Raw genomic sequence first — 22255 nt, forward strand, 5'->3', positions numbered from 1 at the left:
GGTAGTTACCCTCTCTTTTAATCATATATCTAAAGGCCTTATCTGTTTGATTGGCATCTGCTGGTATAATTATTCTAACATTATATAGATTTCTAAAGGCACCTATATAATCTATACATTGATGGGTTTTTCCATCTTCACCTACATCGGCTCCTACATGGGTTGTAACAACCTTTAGATTCGTATTATTTATATCATTTAATCTCATCTGGTTATAGGTCTCATCAATTCCAAATACACCAAAGTCTGCAAATACAGATACTACACCATTTATACTGGTAGCTCCTGCTGTTGTTGAAGTGTGGTGCTCTTGGATACCTGATTCAAAGAATATATCTGTGAATTCTTTTTTGACTTTATCTGTCTTTACAGAGCTAGCTAGGTCACAATCAAATACGACAATGGGTGTATTTTTCTTATAGTTTAGCTTTACTACATCATACAAAGCATTGCCAAAGGCTGAGCGGTTATCAATCTTTTTGTCTTTATTATAGATAATAGAAGAGCCTACATCTATATTAACTGTAGACCCTTTTATTTTCTCTTTTCTCTTTTTATTTAATTTATTATACTGCTTTTCCTCTCTTAGTCTTTTATACCTTTCATAGTCTATATCTAGATTCAATTCTTTAACTGCTTTAAAATATTCTTCCTCACTTAAGGGCTTACCGTGATAAACCTCTTTGTTCTCCATAAAGGAGACTCCTTTGCCCATAGTTGTGTGCGCTATAATTGCTACTGGTTTATCTACTCTTTTTGACTCTTCTAATGCATTAAATATCTCATTAAGGTTATGCCCATCAATCTCTATTATATGCCAGCCTGTAGCCATATATTCTGCCTTTATATCTTGGGGCATAATATCCTCTATATTGCCACTAATCTGTAGATGGTTGTAATCGATAAAGGCTGTTATGTTATTAAAGTTATATTTTTTAATAAATCTTCTTGCCTCAATGATTTGTCCCTTTTGATTCTCTCCATCTCCCATAATGACATATATATTAAAGGCTTTATCTAATAATTTCCCTGCTACAGCAAAACCTGCTGAAGCTGATAAGCCTTGTCCCAAGTTACCTGTTGACCACTCAATACCAGGGACTACCCTTTCAATATGGCCTTCAAAAATACTACCTGTCTTTCTAAAACCAAGAAATACATCCTCTATATTAAAAAAACCACATCTAGCAAGAACTGAATAGACTGCAGGGGATGTATGTCCATTAGATACTATTACCCTATCCCTATCTAAGGAATATAGATTATCTAGTGAGATATTAGCATAGTTGTAAATAGCTAAAAGCATATCAATGATAGACATTGAACCACCAGGGTGACCACTACCTGCTAGGGTTGTCATTGTTAGGATGTCGCCTCTGCAGAGGGTTTTAAGCTGCTCCAAATTCTTTACAATATTATTTAACTTCACATTTACTCCTTTTAGCATATTGACTTTCTAAAGCAATAGTTATAAACCTTTCTAAAGTCAATATTTAATTATAAAATATTGACAAAAATAATTATTTTAATAATATAAATAACATAAGTTCAAAATTGTTTGTTGGAGGCAAATTAATATGCAAAAATTATCGTTAGATAAAGTTTATAACATTTTAGAAAACTTTCCCTTGCTTACAGATTACACATTAAAGAACATTAACGGGCTTAGAAGTGTAGATAATAAAGATGGAAAAATAAAGGCAGTAATTGATTTACCAATTACTGAAAAAGAAAGCCTAGATTTTTTAAAAAAAGATATAGAATCATATATGAAAAAAAACAATATAGATGTGGATGTTGAATTAAATAGTAAACAAGCAAAGGAATTAAATAGTATAAAGCACTATATCGCAGTTATGAGTGGCAAAGGTGGTGTCGGCAAATCTTTTGTAAGCGGTTTACTTACTGTATATCTTAAGAGAAATGGATATAATGTTGGTTTGTTAGATGCCGATATAACTGGACCAAGCATCCCTAAAATGTTTGGTATAAAAGGTAACAAAACAAGGGTACTTGAAAAGGCAATATTGCCGGCATTCAGCAAAAATGATATAAAAATAATGTCTACAAATCTACTTTTACCTGAAGAAGATGATGCCGTCATTTGGAGGGGGCCTTTGATCTCTAATGTAATTACACAGTTTTTTAATGATGTGCTTTGGGGAAAGCTTGACTACCTCATTATTGATCTACCACCTGGCACTTCTGATGCGTCATTAACAGTACTTCAAACACCTCCAATCGATGGCGTTGTTATGGTTTTTACACCACAAGATCTAGCTAATATGATTGTAAGAAAAGCTGTTAATATGGTAGGAAAACTAAATAAATCAATAATAGCATTAGTTGAAAATATGAGTTATTTTGAACAAAAAGGATCCGATGAGAAAATAAATATCTTTGGTTCTAGCAAAATAGAGAAAATGAAAGAATTAACGGACTGTGAAACAGGTATTAAACTACCTCTAAATCCCAAATTTAGTGAATACGCTGACAGTGGTAACATTGAAGAATTAGATTATCCTCCCTTTGATGAATTTGCCAAAAAAATCGCTGAATTAGTAAAAAATAAAAAATATAGTTAATGTTTCTATACACATAACTACTATTTATATAATTATGACAAATGTATATGGACCTGTTCCTTCACGTAGATTAGGCAAAAGCCTTGGCATTAATAATATACCCTACAAGATCTGTACATACGCTTGTATTTATTGTCAAATTGGAAAAACTATAAAGATGCAAAATAAGAGAGAGGCCTTCTATAAACCAGAAAAACTTGTTAGTGAAGTAAAAAATCTTTTATCTAACATTCATAATAAAGATAAGTTCCCTGATTACTTAACAATTGTTCCTGATGGTGAACCTACCTTAGATATCAATATTGGAATATTAATTGAAAAGCTTAAAGTGTTTAATATCCCTATTGCTGTTATTACCAATGCATCATTAATTGATCAACCTGATGTTCGTGGTGATTTATCAAAGGCAGATTATATATCTGTAAAAATAGATAGTGTAGATAAAAATAAATGGCGTACAATAAATAGGCCTTATAAGGCATTAAATTTTTATAGCATATTAGAAGGTATTAAAACCTTTAGATGTAGTTTTTCTGGACATCTATCTACAGAAACAATGGTAATCAAAGGGATCAACGATAAAGACGAGGACTTTATAGCATTAGCAAAGTATTTGAATGAATTAAAACCTGATACTGCCTATTTATCTATCCCAATAAGACCGCCAGCAGTAAAAACTGTAGAACCACCAGAACAAAAAGTGTTGTTGCAGGGTTTTTATACTTTATCTAAAATAATCCCTTCAGCAGCACAACTTACCTACTATGAGGGTGATTCATTCTTTTCGGCAGGCAATAGTGAAAGTGATTTATTAAGCATAACCGCAGTGCACCCTATGCGAGAAGATGCAGTAGTACAATTGCTAAACAGGAACAATGACAGCTATCAAGTTGTTGAAAAACTAATTAAACAAAATATGATAGAAAAAATACATTATAAAAACCATTATTATTACTTAAGAAAATTTAGCTAATATAGCACAACAAGGAGGCATAACAGTGATAGATTGCTCTAGTTGTAAAAAACGCTCATGTCGTCAAGGGATGAAATGCGCCAAAGGTTATGATTTTACAAAATATAAAGAATCCTCTGCAAATGAATATAAAAATCAAGAAAATGAGAAAATTTTAAAAGTAGCTACAAGGATTGAAGCTGAACACTATATGAAATGGACAAGATTAGAAGAAATTATATCCTTTTCTAAGGGTATGGATTATAAAAAAATTGGGATAGCAATGTGTGTTGGCTTAATTGAGGAAGCAAATACCCTACAAAAAATATTGTCAAAAAATTTTTCTGTTGTTTCCATCTGCTGCAAAAGTTGTGGTTTTGAGAAAAAAGCATATGGGCTACCCAATATAAGACCAGATAGTGTAGAAGTTACTTGCAATCCAATTGCACAAGCCCAAATCTTAAATGATGAAAAAACTAATTTAAATATTATTGTAGGTCTTTGTGTGGGGCATGACATACTATTTACAAAATACTCTAAAGCCCCTGTAACAACCTTTATAGCAAAGGATAGGGTTCTAGGTCATAATACAGCTGCTAGTTTATACTCAAGCTATTACAAACGAAAACTCTTATGATTTTTTTTCACACACCATAAGCCTTATAACAACTTCTACAAACATTTGGTAGGGGATATTTTTTTAGCATATTTTCATATTTTTTGCCGTATTCACCTAAGGCAGCCATAGTCAACTCCATAGGTAAAATCCTTTCTGAAGCAATAATACGATTATTAAAAGAATCTCTAAATTCTTTATAAGCCTTGCTTTCCCATATATCAGAAAGCTCATCACTATCAATATTGCCAAAGGATAGTTTTTTTATCTCCTCATATTTATCACAAAATATCCGTTTAATATTTCCTTTTACTGGCAAATTTAGATAAACACATGGGCTAACATCGCCATTGACAGTAATAAAGATAGTATCAATGGGGCTTGCTTCACACATAGGTTGCTCACTCATTTTTATAGGGAATATTTTTAACGTTATACCTAGTTTTCTTGAGACAACCTTTGCTTTGTCTAAATAACCCTGATAACTAGTATTTACTTTACTACAGTCAAATAATTTTAATTCATCTTGAATAGACGTTGGAGTATAATCAAGGTTTGTTGCAACTAATTCTTTAATATTAAACTTCTTCATTAAAGTTAATACTTCTGGTAATTCAGAAATATTATCTTTTGTCATCATATAAGAGAATTTTATTTGGGGATATTTTAAATTATTTTTCTTTTTGGCTGCTATAAGGCAGCTAATGTTATTTAACATATCACTTAATTTTCCTCCTCTAACCAAGGAATGAGTATGATCACTTGAGCCTCCCAATGAAAAAGCTAATATATCAATATTACTTTTCAAAAGCTCAACTATCATATTGTTATCCAATAACAGACCATTAGTGGTTAAACTTACAATACTGCCTGCCCTTTTTGCAATATTAACCATTTCAATTATATCTTTATGTAGCAAGGGCTCCCCCCACCCCTGCAGATGCACATGCTTTGTCACCGAAAAATAATCTGACAATTTCTTATAAAGAGCAAGTGGCATATCCTCTTCAACCCATTGAACAGCTTGATCACTCCTTGGGCATATCCTACATTTTAACTGACACCTTGTAGTAGGCTCAACCTGCAAACAAAAAAACTTATATTTTCTTTTCCTCTTTAAATATCTGTTTAACACCTAATATACCCTAATAGATCTATTATTCACACAACATATAGTTAGACATAAATTAACTGTTATATATATTTATATATAACATATTTTTAGAAGTTGATCTACAATACTTTTAGGAAAAGCTGAAGAATCTCCAAGAGACTTCAAATTATAAAACCAGCTTTCAATGAGTATTTTAGTAGACTTGTTGCAGCTGCTAAGGCTATATCCATTGGCTATAGTGAAATTACTCTTATATCAAAAGCTACAGGTATTTCTCACATAGCTATGATCAAGGCTGCAAAAAAAAATCAATGAATTAAGATGAGGCGACTTAAAATCTCAAACTATCTGCAGAAAAAATGTGACAGAAAAAAGTCACAGAATAGTTATAACAATATTCGAAGACATATAGGGTCCTCATAAAATACTTTTTTCAAAGGTTAATAAACAAGGGTTAATTTCTTGACACCCACTCAAAAACTAAATACAATAATTTTAAATGCTTTAAAAGAGACAGCTTAAATGTTACTAAATTATTTGATAGGTATAATTAATATTTGAAACTTTTATCAATTCTTCCTGATTAAAAAGGAACTTAAAAAATGGAAAAAAAAGAGATACTGGAAAAAGCTTTTGACAATGCAAAGAAACATGAGCTTGAAAGTGGGGGATGTGCACAATGCTGTCTTGCAGGTATTTTTGAAGCCCTTGGGGTTGAGGACGATGGTGTTTTTATGACGGCCACCGGCTTCGCCGATGGCATCGGTCTTACAGGAAATGGCCACTGCGGAGCGCTTTCAGGGGGCGTCATGGCAATAGGCTACTTCTTTGGAAGGCCTAAGAAAATGTTTAGTGACATGAAAAAACAGATCAAGGCATGTATACTTTCAAAAAAACTACATGATGCTTTCGTGGAAAAATACGGCACATGCCGCTGCAAAGACCTACAGGAAAAACTGGTCGGTAGGTTTTTCAATTTATACAACCCTAAAGAGATTGCGGCTGCACTTGAGGCAGGCATGCCTGAAAAATGCTCTAGCATTGTCGGTGAAACAGCTAGAATGACCGTACACATAATACTAGAAGAGCAGGACCGTGAGGCTAATATAGGCTAATATAAAATGTGTGGCAATTAGTAGGTATTATTACTTTTTTCCTCTTTAGTCTAAATTTTAATATTGTGATCAATAGTCTAAAGAATATTTAAAGCTCCAGAAATTCTGGCCGTCTATTGCATGCCTTTAGGCCTTCCTCTATTAGTTCAAGCACCGCCTGTTTTTCTTCTGGAAATTTGTAGCCCTCATAATCGTGTGAAAAAAGGAGTCCACCCCCAGGACGTTTCCAGTAGTTTCCAACGTGGTCAAAGCACACCCTACTTGTTACATTTAGGGATTCTATAGTAAGCTTTAGTTCATGTAGTTGTTCACTGGGCGAGAGCATAACAAAACTGCCAATCTGCCAGGCTTTATACATCAGGCTTCCTGGCAGGGGATAAAAAGGCCGGCAGCGGATGTAGTGGGGATTGATTTCGTTTAAAACCCTAGCTGTTTCTAAGGCATGGTTAATTGAAAAATCCTTTCCACCTAAACCGGGCATCCAGTATTCCGACACCTCAAATCCTGCCTCAATAGCCTTTTGACCACCTTTTATGTGTCCTTCAGCAGTTACTCCCTTTTTAACGTATTTCAATAGTTCATCATATCCTGATTCGAGTCCCACATGCAATCTATCCAGGCCTGCTTGCCTTATTGCCAAAAGTTCAGAGAGCTTTTTATGCTGAAGGGTCCTTGACCTTGCATAGGATGTAACCCTCTGGATGCTTGGGAATCTGCTGTGCAGGTATTGGAGAACTTCTACAAGATCGGCTATTTTCATTATCAAGCTATCAGCGTCCTGAAGGAAAGCAGTTCTACCTCCTGAAATCAACCAATTAAAAAGCATTGCAAAGCCATGATGATAACTAAGCTCAGGATGCTTGTTAAGGAATTTAATAGCTGCATCCCTGCTTATACCATCAGCAGACCCACCCTTTTCGGAGAGTTGTCTAAGCTCATTAGATATCAATGCCATTGCATCAATATCAGCCTTGATTTCGCTGATAGATCTCAACTCAAATTTCTTAGTTTTATACATAGCGCAAAAAGCACACCTATTCCATGGGCAGTTGCGTGTTAAGCGAATAAGTAGTGAGTTACTACCCCCTTCGCTTGGAGGCCTATAAATTCCTACTTCAAACCTATATTGCGCTAAATCCTCCGGCATACAGCTATTCCTTTCTTCTATTTTAAAATATTAAGAAAAAATTTCCACCCAATCATGAATAACAATTTAACATAGTAGGTTAACAATTTTTATGCACCAAACTGATGCAATTAACTTGCTCAAGTAAAACTACTATTTACACAACTACTACCTGTCGATGCGCTAAAAGCAGACATTAATTTTTTTACATTTTTACTTTTACATTTTGGACACTCAATTAAATCATCTTTTTTCATAACAATTTTACTAAACTTTTCACCACATTCATTACATTTAAATTCATAGATTGGCATAAGCCCTCCTTCTCTCTTTAAGATTCTATATGAAAACTAAAATCTATTAAAAAAATTATATATTTATTGACAGAAAGCAATAAAATTATTAACATATGTTTATATGAAAATTATTTTCATTATTATATTTTTATTTTTAATCCTTTTATTAACAAGAATTTTTACACACATACTATTAAATTTAAACAGGTATGTTCAAAGATATAGTAATTTAACCAATAGTTTATTCTTTAACCTAGATTTTTCATTATTAAAAACATCTAATATTATAAGCTTTTTTTACCAAAAAAATACCGTTGGGGGTTTCTATGGAGTTAAAGATAACTATATTATGTGAAAATAGCGTTATACTTCCCTTTGGATTAATTGGTGAGCACGGTTTTGCTGCTTATGTAGAATATGGTGATAGGGTATTTCTCTTTGATACAGCCCAAGGCAAAGGCTTACTAAATAATAGTAGGTTATTAAAAAAAGACCTTAAAAATATTGAATTTTTATATTTATCCCATGGCCACTACGACCATACACTTGGCATCCCCGATCTACTTAGTATAAAATCGCCACTTACTATATATGCCCATCCAGATATATTTAAAGATAGGGTTTGGATAATTAACAATAAGAAAAAATTTATAGGTATGCCCTTTAAAAAGGACTATTTAGAGGGCTTAGGTGCAGAATTTTCACTGTCAAAAAAATTTACTCAAATAGATGAGGGTATCTACTCATCAGGTGAAATAGTAAGGAAAACATCCTTTGAAAAAATTGATGCAGGTATGAAAATAATTGATGATAATAACAATCTAGTAGATGATAACATACTTGATGACTACTCCCTTGCAATTAATACGAGCAAAGGACTTGTAATTATTTTAGGATGTGCTCACTCTGGCATAATAAATATTATTAACCATTTTGTAGAAAAGACCGGCACAAATGACATATATGCTGTTTTAGGTGGAACCCATTTAGGTTTTGCAAGTGATCTGCAAATAGAAGAAACTATCAAAACTATTGAAAAATACAATATTAAAAAACTTGGTGCATCCCACTGCACAGGACTTGAGGTAGCAGCTAAATTATATAATAAATTAAAGGATAGATTTTTCTTTGCCTCTGTAGGAGGGACTTTAGAAGTAAATTGAGGGCTTACAGAAGAAAATTCTACAATCTTTTTTCAATAATCTATGATAGTTTTGTTGCACTACATTCAAAAGACAAGGGTCAAGAAGCTAGAAAAGCATTAGCAGATTTGATAGATCCCAAAAAAGATAAAATAATAGTAGATATATGCACAGGAACAGGCACACTTCTTCTCTATTTAGCTGATAAGTCAAGAGAAAGTAGGGTAATTGGAATTGATTTTTCAAGGGGAATGCTAAAAAAAGCAAAAGAAAAAACTAAAAACAAAAATAATATTTATCTCATTGAAGCAGATGTTGCAAATATGCCACTTAAAAATGAGATATGTGACAAAATTATATGCTCCCATGCTTTTTATGAATTAAAAGGTATGGACCAAATAAAACTACTAAAAGAAGTGCAGCGAGTAATGAACCCTGAAGGCAATTTTTTAATTATGGAACATGAAGTGCCAAAAAACCCATTTATAAAATTCCTCTTTTACATTAGAATATTCTCTATGGGGACAAACACTGCATTCACAATATTAAAAAGAGAAAAATCCCTTCTAAAAAAATATTTTAGTGATGTATCAAAAAAGCACAGCTATTCATCTAAATCTAAAATATATATCTGTAAAAAATAGCTTACATCATCTTTAATCTTATCTATTTTAGCTCCAAACACACAGCTGCATTCTCAAACACTTGAAATGTTAAGGTCTCAAGGAAATATAAGCTTATATGTTTATCATTATGACTATCATAACCAATTGATAAATCCTGCCCAAAATTTAAGATAAAATCACCACCCCTCTCTGATAAGAAAAAAACATCCTTTATATGAGGGGATACTACAATCTTACCATCAATAGTATTCTTAACAGATTTGAGAAGTGGATAACCTTTACCATGGCTAACTATAAATTTCCATACCTCTGGTGATACTACTAATGAATAGGGACCACCAATCCCTAGATAAACCAACTTTCCTTTTGCATCTACAATTGATTTTAATAAACTTTCTGCATCTAACGATAATGTAATAGTATCACTAACATTCTTCTTTAAACCATCGACGTTTGCTTTCTTCATCCCGTAATATACTATCTCATCTTCTAGTTTAGATATCACACGAGCTGCCTCAATAAGTGGTGCCAAATCAGGATTTTTACACCCTCTATCTATACTATCTATCTCTTGCCTATCTAATTTGAAATATGTTTTTAGCTCTATTAATGGCTGAACATCAAAAATTGAACATACTGTATTTTCATTGCTTTTTTCATCTAACTTTTTTAGTCTCCCCGTATTTATGACCCCAAAATCTAAACCCTTAGGCTCTTTAACATCAACTAATCTCCTTGCTGTTAGATAATTTGAAAAAGCATCCTTTGCTTGACTGAATAATTCCTTCCATGCTTTATCGCTAATTGGTGCTAATTCTTGTCTTAATATGTTCATTTATTACCTCTCTCTCTTATTTTTATTTTAATTTTCCAATATTTAGACTACTATTTGGTTTATAGCTACTTTCTTCACTTGATGCCTCATTTCCTTCTATTGAGACTATATCTTCCTTTGTAAATAGATAAGTTTTCAAAGCTTCATCCCAAAAGCCCATATTTCTTCTAAGCCATTCAATTGCCATTACTGCATGTTCAATCTCCTCATCCCTGTGATGTTCTAACATCCTTCTTAAACCTTCATCTTTGCAGACATCAACCCTTTGTTGGTACCAATTTACCGCTTCGACCTCTTCCTTTAGCGTATTTAATGCCCTAACAATATTTCTTGTTTCTTCGGATAACTCTTCAGTTGGTTCATGATAATCTGACATATATTCACCTCAATATATTTATTTTTGTTATAATTATATATTAAAATATAAATTCTACAATAGTAAAATAGAAAGGCCTTTCAAAGGCCTTTCTATAATTATTTTATAAATTGTTAAAATAACGCTAATAAAGTGTTGAATAAGTAGGATTCCACACCTTCCATACATTACCTTCTAAATCTTCACTTGGGGTTAGGGTTATTTTGCCTGGCAACCAACCAGCAGGCAATACCTCTCCTGTCTCTTTATTGTATTGTAATGCTTTAACCTGTCTAATTGTCTCATCTATATTTCTACCAACAGGTGGTGTTAAAACCTCCATAGCCCTTACTATACCATCGGGATCTATTATAAACCTACCTCTAATATCAACCTTACCTTCTTCATCATAAACATTATACAATCTCCCAATGCTACCACCTGGATCAGAAAGCATAGGAAATTTTACTCCCCCTTCAATCATTTTCTTTAATTCTTTTTCTTGCCATTCTTGATGAGATTCAACAGAATTTACACTAACACTTAAAACCTCTACATTTAAAGATTTCAAAATATTGTATTTGGCAGCAACTGCTGTCAATTCGGTTGGTCAAACAAATGTAAAATCACCTGGATAGAAACACAATAGCACCCATTTGCCCTTATAATCAGAAAGGGAAACCCTTTTAAATTCACCATCGTGAAAGGCATCTGCAGTAAAATCTGGAGCAGGCTTATCAACTTTAACAATATTCACATTATCTGAGCCAACACCGCTATTTTGCGCAAAAAGCTTGCCATCTACAACAAAAAGTCCCACTAATAAAATAGCTAAAAATAGGCAATATTTACCTAATAGCCTACACATATATCACCTCCTATGCTTTTATTAAAATTCTAACATAGATAAAATAATTGTCAACATAAGTTAATAATTATTTTAAAAATAATTATAAACAAAAACTAAATAAAGATAATCTTCTTCAATATAGAATAGATAACCAACTGTACGTGCATAACACTTGATATTTATGAACTTATGATATAATATACAACCTGTTTTATTGGAAAGCTTACGAAATTTAATGTAAATGCAATTGTAAAAAGCAGGGATGTCCAATCAAATTAAAGTATTTTATGCTCTAACAATATTTCTTGTTTTATCTAATAATTCTTCAGTTAGCTCATAACAATCAAACACAAATTCTACAATATTAAAGTAGAAAGGCCTTGCAAAGACCTTTAAATTAATAATTTAATATAATATTAGTAAAGCGTTGAATAAGTTGGATTCCATTCCTTCCATACATTACCTTCTAATTCATCACTTGGGGTTAGGGTTGTTTTACCAGGTACCCAACCATCTGGCAGAACTTCTCCTGTCTCCTCATTATGTTGTAAAGCTTTTATCCGTCTAATAGTCTCATTTATATATCTACCGGCTTGCGGTGTTAAAACATCCATTGCTCTTACTATACCATCGGGGTCTATTATAAAACTAGCTTTCAAATCAACTTTGCCTATAGATTTGCCCATAACAACCAAACCTTCTTCATCATAAACATTATACAATCTCCCAATGCTACCATCGGGATCAGAAAGCATAGGAAATTTTACTCCCCCTTCAATCATTTTCTTTAATTCTTTTTCTTGCCATTCTTGATGGGATTCAACAGAATTTACACTAACACTTAAAACCTCTACATTTAAAGATTTCAAAATATTGTATTTGGCAGCAAGTGCTGTCAATTCTGTTGGGCAGACTATCCCAAAATCACGTGGATAGAAATGTAAAAGTACCCATTTGCCCCTATAATCAGATAATGAGACCTTTTTAAATTCACCATCGTGAAAGGCATCTGCAGTAAAATCAGGAGCAGGCTTATCAACTTTAACAATATTCACATTATCTGAGCCAACACCGCTATTTTGCGCAAAAAGCTTGCCATCTACAACAAAAAGTCCCACTAATAAAATAGCTAAAAATAGGCAATATGTGCCTATACATTTGTTCATATATCACCTCCTAAATCGAGGATGGTATTGTAACACAGATAAAATTATTTTCAACATAAGTTAATAATTATTTTAAAAATAATTATAAGCACACTCTACATAAAATATATTCTCATCAATATGGAGAGCTTGTTATATGATTATATTCCTTGATAATTATGAACTTATGATATAATATACAACCTGTTTTATTGGAAAGCTTATGAAATTTAATGTAAATGCAATTGTAAAAAGCAGGGATGTCCAATCAAATGGCTATATTAGATTTCCCCATTTAGTTAGAATATTTCAGAATTCAGCATTTAAACACTCGGATTATCTTGGCTTAACACAAGATATACTTCTGAAAAATAGACTAGCATGGGTTTTATATTCAATGTATGTTAAAGTATATAATTATCCTAAATTAAATGACAATTTATCAATAACAACATGGGTGGATAGCAAGCAAAAAATATTAATAAAGCGAGATTATCAAGTGACAAATAATAATACACCTATTTTAGATGCAACCTCCTCTTGGGTATTGTTTAATTTAGATAAAAGGCAAGCTATGTTTATCCCTGACAATATTTACTATATCTATGAACCTGAATATGAAAATATCTTATCCAAAGAAGAAAATAAATTGCCTTTTTATAATAATATTAATTATAATTACTATTATGAATTTACAATACGTCACATGGATTTAGATTCTAATGATCATGTAAATAATATTACATATATAGATTTTATCTATACAGCAGTTTATAGAATGCTAAAAAAACCTGTATATATAAAAACGTTAAATATTATATATAAAAAAGAGATAACTTTAGATGTCGAGAAAGTAAACATTCAATTAAATAACGATTCAGAGCAATTTAATTTTAAAATTGTTAATGACAACAACCTCTATTCCTATGGATTTTTACAACTATATAAATAGAATAAAGTTGTTTATAATAAAAAACTTTAAGTGCATAATAATATTTTCTTGTGCTTTTCTTTATCTGATTTGGCTTCCACCTTTTACAAATAACCTAAAAGCAGCGTATATAAAAGATCTAATGAATAGAAGAATAGAATTGCCAGAAAAAATAGAAAACATCATAGCAATAGGGCCAGGCACCTTAAGATTATTAGCTTATATGGATACTTTTACATTTATAAGAGGGGTTGAGGCAATAGAAAAGGACAAATCAATGATATATAAGAGGCCCTATGCGCTTGCAAATTTTAACTATATAAAAAAGCTGCCCATAATAGGTAATGGTGGCCCTGGTATATTACCTAATTTTGAGAAGATTATTTCACTAAAATGTGATATAATCTTTGCTACATCCTATTCCCTCAATCAAATAGAGCTCATACAGAAAAAAACAAATATCCCAGTAGTTAGTCTTAGTTATGGTAATACTAATGATATAATAAATAATGAAATAGAAAAATCTCTTAAATTAATTGGGCTGATTTTAAATAAAGAAAATAGGGCTAAACATATAATAGATTATATTAATAAAACTATTAGAGAACTTAAAAGTAGAACATTAAATAATAAATCTAGAAATATTAAAGCTTATATTGGAGGTCTTGGTTTTAAGGGCAGCCATGGTTTTACCGGCTCAACCTCATCCTTTCCACCCTTTGAAATATTAAACATTACAAATATATTATCTACTAATAATATATTTAAAGGATCTAATTTTCTAATATTAGATAAAGAAGCCATCCTCTTACTTAATCCAGATTATATATATTTTGATTCAAATGGGATAGATATTATAAAAGATAATCTAAAAAAAGATCCCACTTATTTTAAGTTGCTCAAAGCTGTAAAAAACAAAAATGTATATATGTTACTTCCTTATAACAATTATAATACAAATATAGAAAATGCACTTATAAATACCTATTATATTGGAATAACAGCCTATCCAGAATTATTCAAAGATATTAATATAGAAAAAAAAGCAGATAAAATATATAAATTCTTTCTAAGTAAACAATTGTATAATAAAATAAAAAACTATAACCTAACACTAAAACAATTTTCAGCAATAAATAAATAAAATAAGTGGCAAAAAATTATAAACAATTTCTTAAGAAAAAACTATATTTAGGACTCCTTTTAACTATCTTACTATTTATTTCTATAGTTATATCATTAAATACTGGAAGCATAGAAATAGATTTAAAACAATTCACAAATCTGATATTTCATTTTAGAGAAGATCAAGTTTTCACACATATACTAATTAATATTAGATTACCAAGGATTTTTAATGCAATCCTTGCAGGCGCTTCTCTGTCAATCTCTGGAGCTATATTACAAAATCTATTAAAAAATCCACTGGCTTCCCCTTTTACTCTTGGCATATCACATGGTGCTGTTTTCGGTGCAGCTCTTGCTATTACACTAAAATCCTATATTCCATTTGGAAATAGTTCATGTGCAATCATTATATTTGCCTTTGTCTTTGCAATAATAACGATGTTAATAATTTTGCTAATTACAGCCATAAAAGGTTTATATGCATATGTTGTAATACTTGCAGGTGTGGCATTAAATTCACTTTTTGCATCTCTAACAATGTTATTACAATATTTTAGCACAGATGAGGAAATAGCAGCTATTGTCTTTTGGACATTTGGTGATTTAAATAAAACCCTATGGAGTGATATCTATTTAATGTCACTAATTATTATTCCTATTATAGTATATCAAATATTCATAAGCCCTAAATATAACATTACTATTTGGGATGATGATACAGCAATGAGTTTAGGGATAAACATCAAGCTATTTAAAACTGTAGGGGTTATTTCATCCTGCCTTATAACAGCTGCAGTTATATCATTTATGGGGATAATAGGTTTTATTGGCCTAATATCCCCTCATATAATTAGATTGGTTATAGGTAATGATCATAGATTTTTACTTATTTATTCTGCTATATTGGGAAGTATAATACTTTTACTATCAGATATGATCGGCAGGGTTGTTTTAGCCCCAGCAATAATCCCTGTAGGCATTATAACATCCCTTTTAGGTGTGCCTATATTTTTATATATATTACTTAGAAATAAAGGAATTTCGTAGTGTTAAAAGTAAAAGATATAGAATTTTCTTATAAAAATAACAAAGTCTTAAACAATGTATCCTTTAATAGTGATTATGGATATATTACAACAATTTTGGGCAAAAATGGCTCTGGAAAAACAACACTTATTAAGATTATTAACAGGTTATTAAAACCTCAAAGGGGAGATATTTTTATTGAAAATAAAAAAATAAATAAATTAAAAAGATATGAACTGTCCAAAAAAATTGGATATTGTCCACAGTATAGCTACATTCCAGAAACAACTGTTTTTGAAACAATACTAGCAGGAAAATTTTTACAGACAAGATGGTTTATTAACAAAAAAGATATAGAAAGCGTTAATGAGATAATAGATTTTCTTGGATTAACTAACATTTCATTTAAAAGCATTAACCAAATTAGCGGTGGTGAACTACAAAAGGTAATAATAGCTAGAGCAATAATCTCCAAACCAAAGATACTACTCCTTGATGAGCCAATTAATCATTTAGATATAAAAAATCAACATGAGATTATGCAGCTACTTTATAAAATAACAAAAACATTAAACATTAATACTATAATAGTATTACACGATATAAACATTGCACTAAGATATGGGGAAAAATTCATTGTCCTAAAGAATGGTCATATCATAGTTTCAGGAGACAAGAAAGATATAACAGAAAATATTATTAAAGAGGCCTATAATATAAATGTAAAGATAATTGATTTTAACGGTATTCCCTTAGTTGTTCCTTTTAATTAAGCAACACCAGTGTCTTTTTTATGAAACCAACCTGAAAAAATACCAACAACTACAAAAAAGAGGGTAATTGAAAGCATTATTAAACAAAACCAATATGGACCTGCTGTCAGTATCAAAAGTGGAGACAAGGCAGTAACAAAACCACCGCCGAAAAATGGCTCATAAGCAAGCTGCTTAATCCCAAAAGCCTCCAAGGCCTCAGTTTTAAAACCTGGATCCACAATCCTAAGCAGACATAAGCCCATAGCTGTCACACCTGTCTGCATCCCAAATTCAACCATTGCTTTCTCAAACCATGAGCCAGTTAACATGCGAGGAGCAATAAACCAAGTAGCAAATACAATATAAGATGCTACAGCTAAAAGGAGTATAAAAAATGGTACAAAATATGCAATAACTACAGGTATACTTATACTAGCAATTGCACTAACTACTAAGAAATCTAGGGCAACACCCTGAATCCTCTCGATTGTATTTCTATCAATAATATCAACAATCCCAAAGGATTTTAAAAAAAACTGCAAGATTACCCCACCAATCATTGCAAGGGGGAATGTTGGAACAGCATCAAAGGCTGTGGCTACGAGAGTTTTTCCTGTAATATTTGATAAAAAAATACCTAACAAGGCCAATAGGTCATCAATAATATAACCAATAGCTACAGCAATAAAAACTAAGGCTACGTGAAAAGCAAAGGGCTCAATTGATTCAGGAGATACTGTTGCCTCAGCAATTGTATATTTTTTATCATAGGGGATAACCCCTACCCTCACCTCTTCAGGCAACTCCTTTGGTTCTTTCAACCTTTTACAATAACCCTTTTTTGCACCTATATTTATTAAAATAATACCAACTATTGAAGCAATTAAAACCCCAACAGTTGCTGAAGTCATTAATAGGTCAGCGCCTTCTGGAAAGGACCAATTTAAACCAGGGTAACCCTCTCTAAAGGATGGAGCCATCCCGCCAGCAGTACCATGCCCCCCACAAAAACCAATTGCCGCAAATGTTGCAAAGGTTGGGTCCACTCCAAATAGTGGTCCTAGCAAAAAAATAACCAATAATCCACCTATAAAGTGTTGCATTGGCCCACCTACCATTGTTCCATAGGCAAATTGTCTGCCCCCTAGATTCCACATTTTCTTTATTGACGGCAGGGTTATACCAATAAACATTGCTGCAAAAACAACATCAATAAATCTACCAGGGAATGATGAAAAACCGATCCTAATATTACTCAATAAATTTAAAAAGACATCATTTTTACCAGGATAAACTGCTCCCAATATAAAGGGGCCACAAATTAGACCGACAAATCCCCCAATAATACTAGCGGGTATAAAAAAATCTTGCAGAATTTTTACCCTCACCCTCAAAACCTTTCCAATTATTAAAAAAATTGATAAAAGGCAAAGATAAGCAAAAAAAGTGTTTAAATTATCGCTTATAAAAACATTTCCAAGCCACTCTATAGTTTTCACTTTGCACCCCTTTAATAGCTGCAGCAAATTTTATAAAGTTTTATATATCAAATAGAACTTTAGTTTATTATTTTTTTAATCTTATTTCAATAGATTTTTTATGAGCTTGTAGATTTTCATGGTCTGCCAAGGTTATAATATGTTGAGCATCTCTTTGAAGGGCTTCCCTTGAATATTTAATAAGGGATGTCCTTTTAATAAAATCATAGACACCTAAAGGTGAAAAAAACCTGGCGCTCCCTGTTGTTGGCAGTGTATGGTTTGGTCCTGCTATATAATCTCCAACAGCATTAGGTGAATAATTACCAATAAAAACAGCCCCCGCATTTCTAACTAAAGATATATAATCTAAGGGATTATTTATCTGTAATTCTAAGTGCTCAGGAGCTATTTCATTAGCTATATCAAAAGCTGCTTCAATATTGTCAAAGACAATAATGCCACCAAAATTATTTAATGCAACTTTTGCAATATCTAATTTTGGTATATATCTTAATTGCTCATTTACTTGTTCTTCAATTAATCTTGCATGTCTTTCAGTTGTTGTAAAACACAACACCAATGCTAATTCATCATGCTCAGCCTGCGCTAGCATATCAGCAGCTACATATATAGGGTCAGAATTCTCATCTGCTATAATAACTAGTTCTGTTGGCCCAGCTATCATATCAATATCTACTGTGCCAAAGACAATCTTTTTTGCCAAAGAAACAAATATATTTCCTGGTCCAACTATTTTATCTACTTTGGGCACACTTTCTGTGCCATAGGCAAATGCTCCTACTGCTTGGGCCCCACCTAAGCTATAAACACGGCTGACACCTGCTATATATGCTGCAGCCATAACAATATCGTTAATCTTACCTTTAACAAAAGGGGTAGCTAGATATATATCCTTAACACCTGCAACCTTTGCAGGAACAACATTCATTATAACACTTGTAGGATATGATGCCTTTCCGCCAGGTGTGTAGACGCCAACTTTTTCAATTGGAGTTATTAACTCGCCTAATAAAACGCCGTCTTTTTCCCTGCTTATAAATGAATTTGTTAATTGATATCTGTGAAATTTTTCAATATGGTCCTTACAATACTCTAAAGATTTAATAGAAAAATCATCTTGCTTATCATAAAATCTTTTTAAATCACCATGGGTCAAATAAAATTTATCACCTAGCTCATAACCATCAAATTCAGCAGTATACTCAGCTAACGCTTTATCGCCAAATTTCCTAACCTCATTAAGTATCTCTGATACTTTATCTAAATATTTCTCTTCTAGCAAATACCCCCTATTTAAAATCCTTTTTATTTTATCGCTATATCTATCAATAATAAGATCTAGTTTATCCATATTAATCCTCAATATAGATTTTATAATTTATCTTATTTTTGTTTGTATAATTATCTATTTTCTCTTTAACTAAATTAATAGTGGACTCAATTTTTTTTGGAATTTTCTCAGCAGTTAGTAAATATATTGTATCAAGAAATGCTGCATACACATAGTCTACATTATCTAATTCTAATAAGTTATTATATAAATATTCAGTTATATCAATAGAACTAATTAAACTATTATATTTTGAAGCATTATAATCTAACTTTAAAATAATCTTAGTATATGAATTATTTATATTATCTAAGTTTCTAAAAATAATGCTTTCTGGATTTTGTGAATAAAAACTATTTTTTTTCAAATATTCTATTTTTTTCTCTGCCATATTTAACTTATTTAAATGCTGCAGGATATATCCCACCTTAATAGATAAGTCTTTAATAAAGTCAGCTGCAAAACCTTCATTAAATTTACCTTTTGTATAATTATAAAAATTAAGGCTAGAAATAATATTGCCTTTTTTAATAATTGGCATTATTAAATATTCTCTCACACCTTTAACTAAGTTAAATTCAGCAGTCAAATTATAAGAGCTCTCCCCTATAAAGGGTTTTGCCTTAAAAAAGAAATACTCAAAGGCTTTTCTATTATAAAAAACAATTCTTTTATATTTTTTTCTCTCTAAAAGATAGGGTAGCTCATCAATATTTATAAATAGATAGACTTTATCTATAGAAAATATTTCCTCAATATAAGCCAAAGGCCCATCATCAATATAGTTAAGTGACTCAGCCATTAATAAAGTATACTCAATTGTTTTAAGTCCCCAGTTTTTAATATCATTTTCTTTAACAAGCCCAATTATATCTTTTAATCTCTGTTTTAATTCGCTATGTTCTTTTAAAAGATCTATGACTTTACTCATACCTTTAATGCACCTAAATTTTTGCCTACTCCACTATTAACAACTAAAGCTACTTCTAAATTAGCGGCACTCTCCATAATAGCCTTGATCCCCTTCGTAGCTATCTCAACAACATCATCTGATACTTCCACTATTAGCTCATCATGTATTTGGAGTAATAGCCTTGCATCATAAGATCTTTCTTTTATAAATTCACTTGTTTTTATCATTGCAAGCTTAATTATGTCTGCAGCAGAACCCTGTATAGGCGCATTTATAGCAACTCTTTCAGCTTTCTTGCGAATAAGATTATTTCTACTAGAAATATCTTTTATATACCTGCGCCTTTTAAATATTGTTTCTGTATAGCCATTCTTTCTTGCTAATTCAACAATTCTATTAATATAGGTTTTTACTTTAGGATATAATGTAAAATATCTATTTATAAATTCTTTAGCCTCACTTTGAGAAATACCTATCTCTTTAGATAATCCATAGGGGGATAAGCCATATATTATACCAAAGTTTATTGCCTTTGCTATTCTTCTCATATCAGGACTTACTAAACTTAGATCCCCTAAATTAAAAATCATTTTTGCTGTTAAACTATGTATGTCATAACCTTTTTGAAAAGCAGTGACAAGATTTTCATCCTTTGATAAATGAGCTAATATCCTTAATTCTATTTGTGAATAGTCAAAGGATACAAAAGAACAACCTTCTTCCGAAATAAAAGCTGACCTTATACTTTTAGCTAGCTCACCTCTTTGTGGTATGTTTTGTAAATTAGGATTATTCGATGATAATCTACCTGTCGCAGTACCAGTCTGTCTAAACTCTGTATGTATCCTACCAGTTTTTTCATCTATATAAGTAACCAATTTTTTTGTATATGTTGTTAACAATTTATTTATTTCACGATATTGTAATATATCATCTATGAGATGTTTATAATTAGGATATTTTATAATTATCTCCTTTAGTGAGTCCTCAGATGTTGATAAACCTGTTTTTGTTTTTTGAACAGGTTTAATACCAAGTCTATTATATAAAACATCAGATAATTGTTTTGGAGAATTTAAGTTTATGTCACAATCTAAATACTCTAAAATCCTCTTTTCAAGTTTATTTTTTGTCTTTTCAATTTCTAAAGATATTCCATTTAGCTTTTCTCTGTCTATCTTAATGCCAGTTAACTCCATCTCAGCAAGTATCACAATAACTTTTCTCTCAATTGTAGTATATATCTCTAATAAATTTTTTTTCTTTAAATCCTCAATCTCTAAGGGAAAAACCCTTATCACTTTTGATATAAAGCTATCAATATTTTCATCCTTTGATTTTACTAAACCCTTTGTATCTGGATCATTAAGCCAACTTATCACAGCCAAATCATAATAGTCATCCACTATTTTTCTATACTTCTTATATATATTTTTAAAATCATAGAAATATTTACAAGCTTCAATATTAAAAGAATTAACTATATCAACCTTAGATTTTTCAACCTTATATATTTTATTATCAACATAAATTACAACAGTATAGGCGTTTTCTAATTTTTCTACACTCATATTACCCAAGTCTTCTTTAAAAAGCCTATTATACAATGTATGTAACTCTAAAGCCTCAAGCTCTTTTTTTAATTCTTCTCTTTGCTCTTTAGTTTCAATTAATTTTAGATTTTCAATAATTTTAAGTTCTGTTAAACTCTTCGATAAATACGCTATTTCTTTACCAACTAACAATTTTTCCTTAACAGAGCCTTTTATTTTATCAATATTGGCATAGATATCATCTAAAGAATTAAATTCTCTAAGTAGTTTTTTTGCTGTTACATTCCCAATCCCTTTAACGCCTGGTATGTTATCTGAGGCATCCCCAGTTAAAGCCAAAAAATCGGGAATTTGATTTGA

General features: G+C 31.3%; 22 protein-coding genes. 10 read left to right on the top strand and 12 right to left on the bottom strand.

All coding sequences use genetic code 11. The annotated features are described in order from the left end of the window. Positions 1 to 1429 (bottom strand): transketolase (locus tag SVN78_01915; GenBank protein MDY6820359.1); only part of this gene is annotated, 1429 nt, incomplete at its 3' end. 148 nt (positions 1430 to 1577) lie between these two features. On the opposite strand from SVN78_01915, the gene SVN78_01920 reads away from it, so the two are divergent. From SVN78_01920 to SVN78_01930, 3 genes are read left to right on the top strand one after another with little or no spacing between them, the layout of a single operon-like run. Then, on the top strand, positions 1578 to 2585 hold the full coding sequence (locus tag SVN78_01920; protein MDY6820360.1) for an Mrp/NBP35 family ATP-binding protein: 1008 nt from the start codon (positions 1578 to 1580) through the stop codon (positions 2583 to 2585). Between the two features lie 34 nt (positions 2586 to 2619). Continuing rightward, positions 2620 to 3558, top strand: a complete 939-nt coding sequence (locus SVN78_01925; GenBank protein MDY6820361.1) for a radical SAM protein — start codon at positions 2620 to 2622, stop codon at positions 3556 to 3558. A 28-nt stretch (positions 3559 to 3586) separates the two neighbouring features. After that, positions 3587 to 4174, top strand: a complete 588-nt coding sequence (locus SVN78_01930) for a DUF1847 domain-containing protein (protein ID MDY6820362.1) — start codon at positions 3587 to 3589, stop codon at positions 4172 to 4174. 7 nt (positions 4175 to 4181) lie between these two features. On the opposite strand, the gene SVN78_01935 is transcribed toward SVN78_01930, so the two are convergent. Further along, complete coding sequence (locus tag SVN78_01935) at positions 4182 to 5288, bottom strand: radical SAM protein (GenBank protein ID MDY6820363.1); 1107 nt, start codon at positions 5286 to 5288, stop codon at positions 4182 to 4184. A gap of 581 nt (positions 5289 to 5869) precedes the next feature. On the opposite strand from SVN78_01935, the gene SVN78_01940 reads away from it, so the two are divergent. Beyond that, the gene (locus tag SVN78_01940) at positions 5870 to 6382 is read left to right on the top strand and encodes a C-GCAxxG-C-C family protein (protein ID MDY6820364.1); all 513 of its coding nucleotides are present in this window, start codon (positions 5870 to 5872) and stop codon (positions 6380 to 6382) included. A gap of 88 nt (positions 6383 to 6470) precedes the next feature. Here SVN78_01940 and SVN78_01945 read toward each other — a convergent pair whose 3' ends face one another. Together SVN78_01945 and SVN78_01950 are read right to left on the bottom strand one after the other, a co-directional pair. Further along, positions 6471 to 7529 (bottom strand): radical SAM protein, encoded by a 1059-nt coding sequence (locus SVN78_01945; GenBank protein ID MDY6820365.1) that lies wholly within the window; start codon positions 7527 to 7529, stop codon positions 6471 to 6473. Between the two features lie 119 nt (positions 7530 to 7648). Beyond that, positions 7649 to 7822, bottom strand: a complete 174-nt coding sequence (locus tag SVN78_01950; GenBank protein ID MDY6820366.1) for a zinc ribbon domain-containing protein — start codon at positions 7820 to 7822, stop codon at positions 7649 to 7651. Positions 7823 to 8130: 308 nt separating this feature from the next. Here SVN78_01950 and SVN78_01955 point away from each other — a divergent pair, with 308 nt between their 5' ends. After that, complete coding sequence (locus SVN78_01955) at positions 8131 to 8967, top strand: MBL fold metallo-hydrolase (protein MDY6820367.1); 837 nt, start codon at positions 8131 to 8133, stop codon at positions 8965 to 8967. Further along, on the top strand, positions 8964 to 9590 hold the full coding sequence (locus SVN78_01960) for a class I SAM-dependent methyltransferase (protein MDY6820368.1): 627 nt from the start codon (positions 8964 to 8966) through the stop codon (positions 9588 to 9590). The genes SVN78_01955 and SVN78_01960 overlap by 4 nt, the downstream gene beginning before the upstream one ends. A 22-nt stretch (positions 9591 to 9612) precedes the next feature. On the opposite strand, the gene SVN78_01965 is transcribed toward SVN78_01960, so the two are convergent. The 4 genes from SVN78_01965 to SVN78_01980 all read right to left on the bottom strand — a co-directional run bounded on the left by SVN78_01965 (position 9613) and on the right by SVN78_01980 (position 12778). Continuing rightward, positions 9613 to 10407: a family 1 encapsulin nanocompartment shell protein gene (locus SVN78_01965; GenBank protein ID MDY6820369.1), complete on the bottom strand. Its 795-nt coding sequence runs from the start codon at positions 10405 to 10407 to the stop codon at positions 9613 to 9615. A gap of 22 nt (positions 10408 to 10429) precedes the next feature. Next, on the bottom strand, positions 10430 to 10783 hold the full coding sequence (locus SVN78_01970) for a ferritin-like domain-containing protein (protein ID MDY6820370.1): 354 nt from the start codon (positions 10781 to 10783) through the stop codon (positions 10430 to 10432). A 124-nt stretch (positions 10784 to 10907) separates the two neighbouring features. Beyond that, positions 10908 to 11519 (bottom strand): thioredoxin-dependent peroxiredoxin, encoded by a 612-nt coding sequence (gene prxU / locus SVN78_01975; GenBank protein ID MDY6820371.1) that lies wholly within the window; start codon positions 11517 to 11519, stop codon positions 10908 to 10910. A 509-nt stretch (positions 11520 to 12028) separates the two neighbouring features. Continuing rightward, positions 12029 to 12778, bottom strand: a complete 750-nt coding sequence (locus SVN78_01980) for a peroxiredoxin (protein MDY6820372.1) — start codon at positions 12776 to 12778, stop codon at positions 12029 to 12031. Between the two features lie 202 nt (positions 12779 to 12980). Here SVN78_01980 and SVN78_01985 point away from each other — a divergent pair, with 202 nt between their 5' ends. The 4 genes from SVN78_01985 to SVN78_02000 all read left to right on the top strand — a co-directional run bounded on the left by SVN78_01985 (position 12981) and on the right by SVN78_02000 (position 16615). Beyond that, entirely contained in the window at positions 12981 to 13709 is a 729-nt protein-coding gene (locus SVN78_01985) for a thioesterase (GenBank protein ID MDY6820373.1), read from the top strand. A 121-nt stretch (positions 13710 to 13830) separates the two neighbouring features. After that, positions 13831 to 14832 carry an ABC transporter substrate-binding protein gene (locus SVN78_01990; protein MDY6820374.1) on the top strand — a complete coding sequence of 334 codons (1002 nt, stop codon included), beginning with the start codon at positions 13831 to 13833 and terminating at the stop codon, positions 14830 to 14832. Positions 14833 to 14837: 5 nt separating this feature from the next. Beyond that, positions 14838 to 15863, top strand: a complete 1026-nt coding sequence (locus SVN78_01995; GenBank protein ID MDY6820375.1) for an iron ABC transporter permease — start codon at positions 14838 to 14840, stop codon at positions 15861 to 15863. Next, a complete protein-coding gene (locus SVN78_02000) occupies positions 15863 to 16615 on the top strand; it encodes an ABC transporter ATP-binding protein (protein ID MDY6820376.1) in 753 nt (250 codons plus the stop codon). Before SVN78_01995 ends, SVN78_02000 begins: the two co-directional genes overlap by 1 nt. Here the strand turns inward: SVN78_02000 and SVN78_02005 are convergent. The 4 genes from SVN78_02005 to SVN78_02020 all read right to left on the bottom strand — a co-directional run. Beyond that, positions 16612 to 18096, bottom strand: coding sequence for a sodium/glutamate symporter (locus SVN78_02005; GenBank protein ID MDY6820377.1), 1485 nt, complete (start codon positions 18094 to 18096; stop codon positions 16612 to 16614). The genes SVN78_02000 and SVN78_02005 overlap by 4 nt on opposite strands. Positions 18097 to 18163: 67 nt before the next feature. Then, a complete protein-coding gene (gene hisD, locus SVN78_02010) occupies positions 18164 to 19450 on the bottom strand; it encodes a histidinol dehydrogenase (GenBank protein ID MDY6820378.1) in 1287 nt (428 codons plus the stop codon). 1 nt (position 19451) lies between these two features. Next, positions 19452 to 20360: a hypothetical protein gene (locus tag SVN78_02015; protein MDY6820379.1), complete on the bottom strand. Its 909-nt coding sequence runs from the start codon at positions 20358 to 20360 to the stop codon at positions 19452 to 19454. Beyond that, positions 20357 to 22255 (bottom strand): DNA polymerase (locus tag SVN78_02020; protein MDY6820380.1); only part of this gene is annotated, 1899 nt, incomplete at its 5' end. The genes SVN78_02020 and SVN78_02015, both read right to left, overlap by 4 nt.

Source organism: Deferribacterota bacterium, from assembly GCA_034189185.1.
In the GTDB taxonomy this organism is placed as follows: Bacteria; Chrysiogenota; Deferribacteres; order Deferribacterales; family UBA228; genus UBA228.

Coding starts and splice junctions, on each gene's coding strand:
- SVN78_01920 (MDY6820360.1), top strand. CDS start 1,578: ATGCAAAAATTATCGTTAGATAAAGTTTATAACATTTTAGAAAACTTT.
- SVN78_01925 (MDY6820361.1), top strand. CDS start 2,620: ATGACAAATGTATATGGACCTGTTCCTTCACGTAGATTAGGCAAAAGC.
- SVN78_01940 (MDY6820364.1), top strand. CDS start 5,870: ATGGAAAAAAAAGAGATACTGGAAAAAGCTTTTGACAATGCAAAGAAA.
- SVN78_01945 (MDY6820365.1), bottom strand. CDS start 7,529: ATGCCGGAGGATTTAGCGCAATATAGGTTTGAAGTAGGAATTTATAGG.
- SVN78_01950 (MDY6820366.1), bottom strand. CDS start 7,822: ATGCCAATCTATGAATTTAAATGTAATGAATGTGGTGAAAAGTTTAGT.
- SVN78_01955 (MDY6820367.1), top strand. CDS start 8,131: ATGGAGTTAAAGATAACTATATTATGTGAAAATAGCGTTATACTTCCC.
- SVN78_01965 (MDY6820369.1), bottom strand. CDS start 10,407: ATGAACATATTAAGACAAGAATTAGCACCAATTAGCGATAAAGCATGG.
- SVN78_01970 (MDY6820370.1), bottom strand. CDS start 10,783: ATGTCAGATTATCATGAACCAACTGAAGAGTTATCCGAAGAAACAAGA.
- SVN78_01980 (MDY6820372.1), bottom strand. CDS start 12,778: ATGAACAAATGTATAGGCACATATTGCCTATTTTTAGCTATTTTATTA.
- SVN78_01985 (MDY6820373.1), top strand. CDS start 12,981: ATGAAATTTAATGTAAATGCAATTGTAAAAAGCAGGGATGTCCAATCA.
- SVN78_01990 (MDY6820374.1), top strand. CDS start 13,831: ATGAATAGAAGAATAGAATTGCCAGAAAAAATAGAAAACATCATAGCA.
- hisD (MDY6820378.1), bottom strand. CDS start 19,450: ATGGATAAACTAGATCTTATTATTGATAGATATAGCGATAAAATAAAA.
- SVN78_02015 (MDY6820379.1), bottom strand. CDS start 20,360: ATGAGTAAAGTCATAGATCTTTTAAAAGAACATAGCGAATTAAAACAG.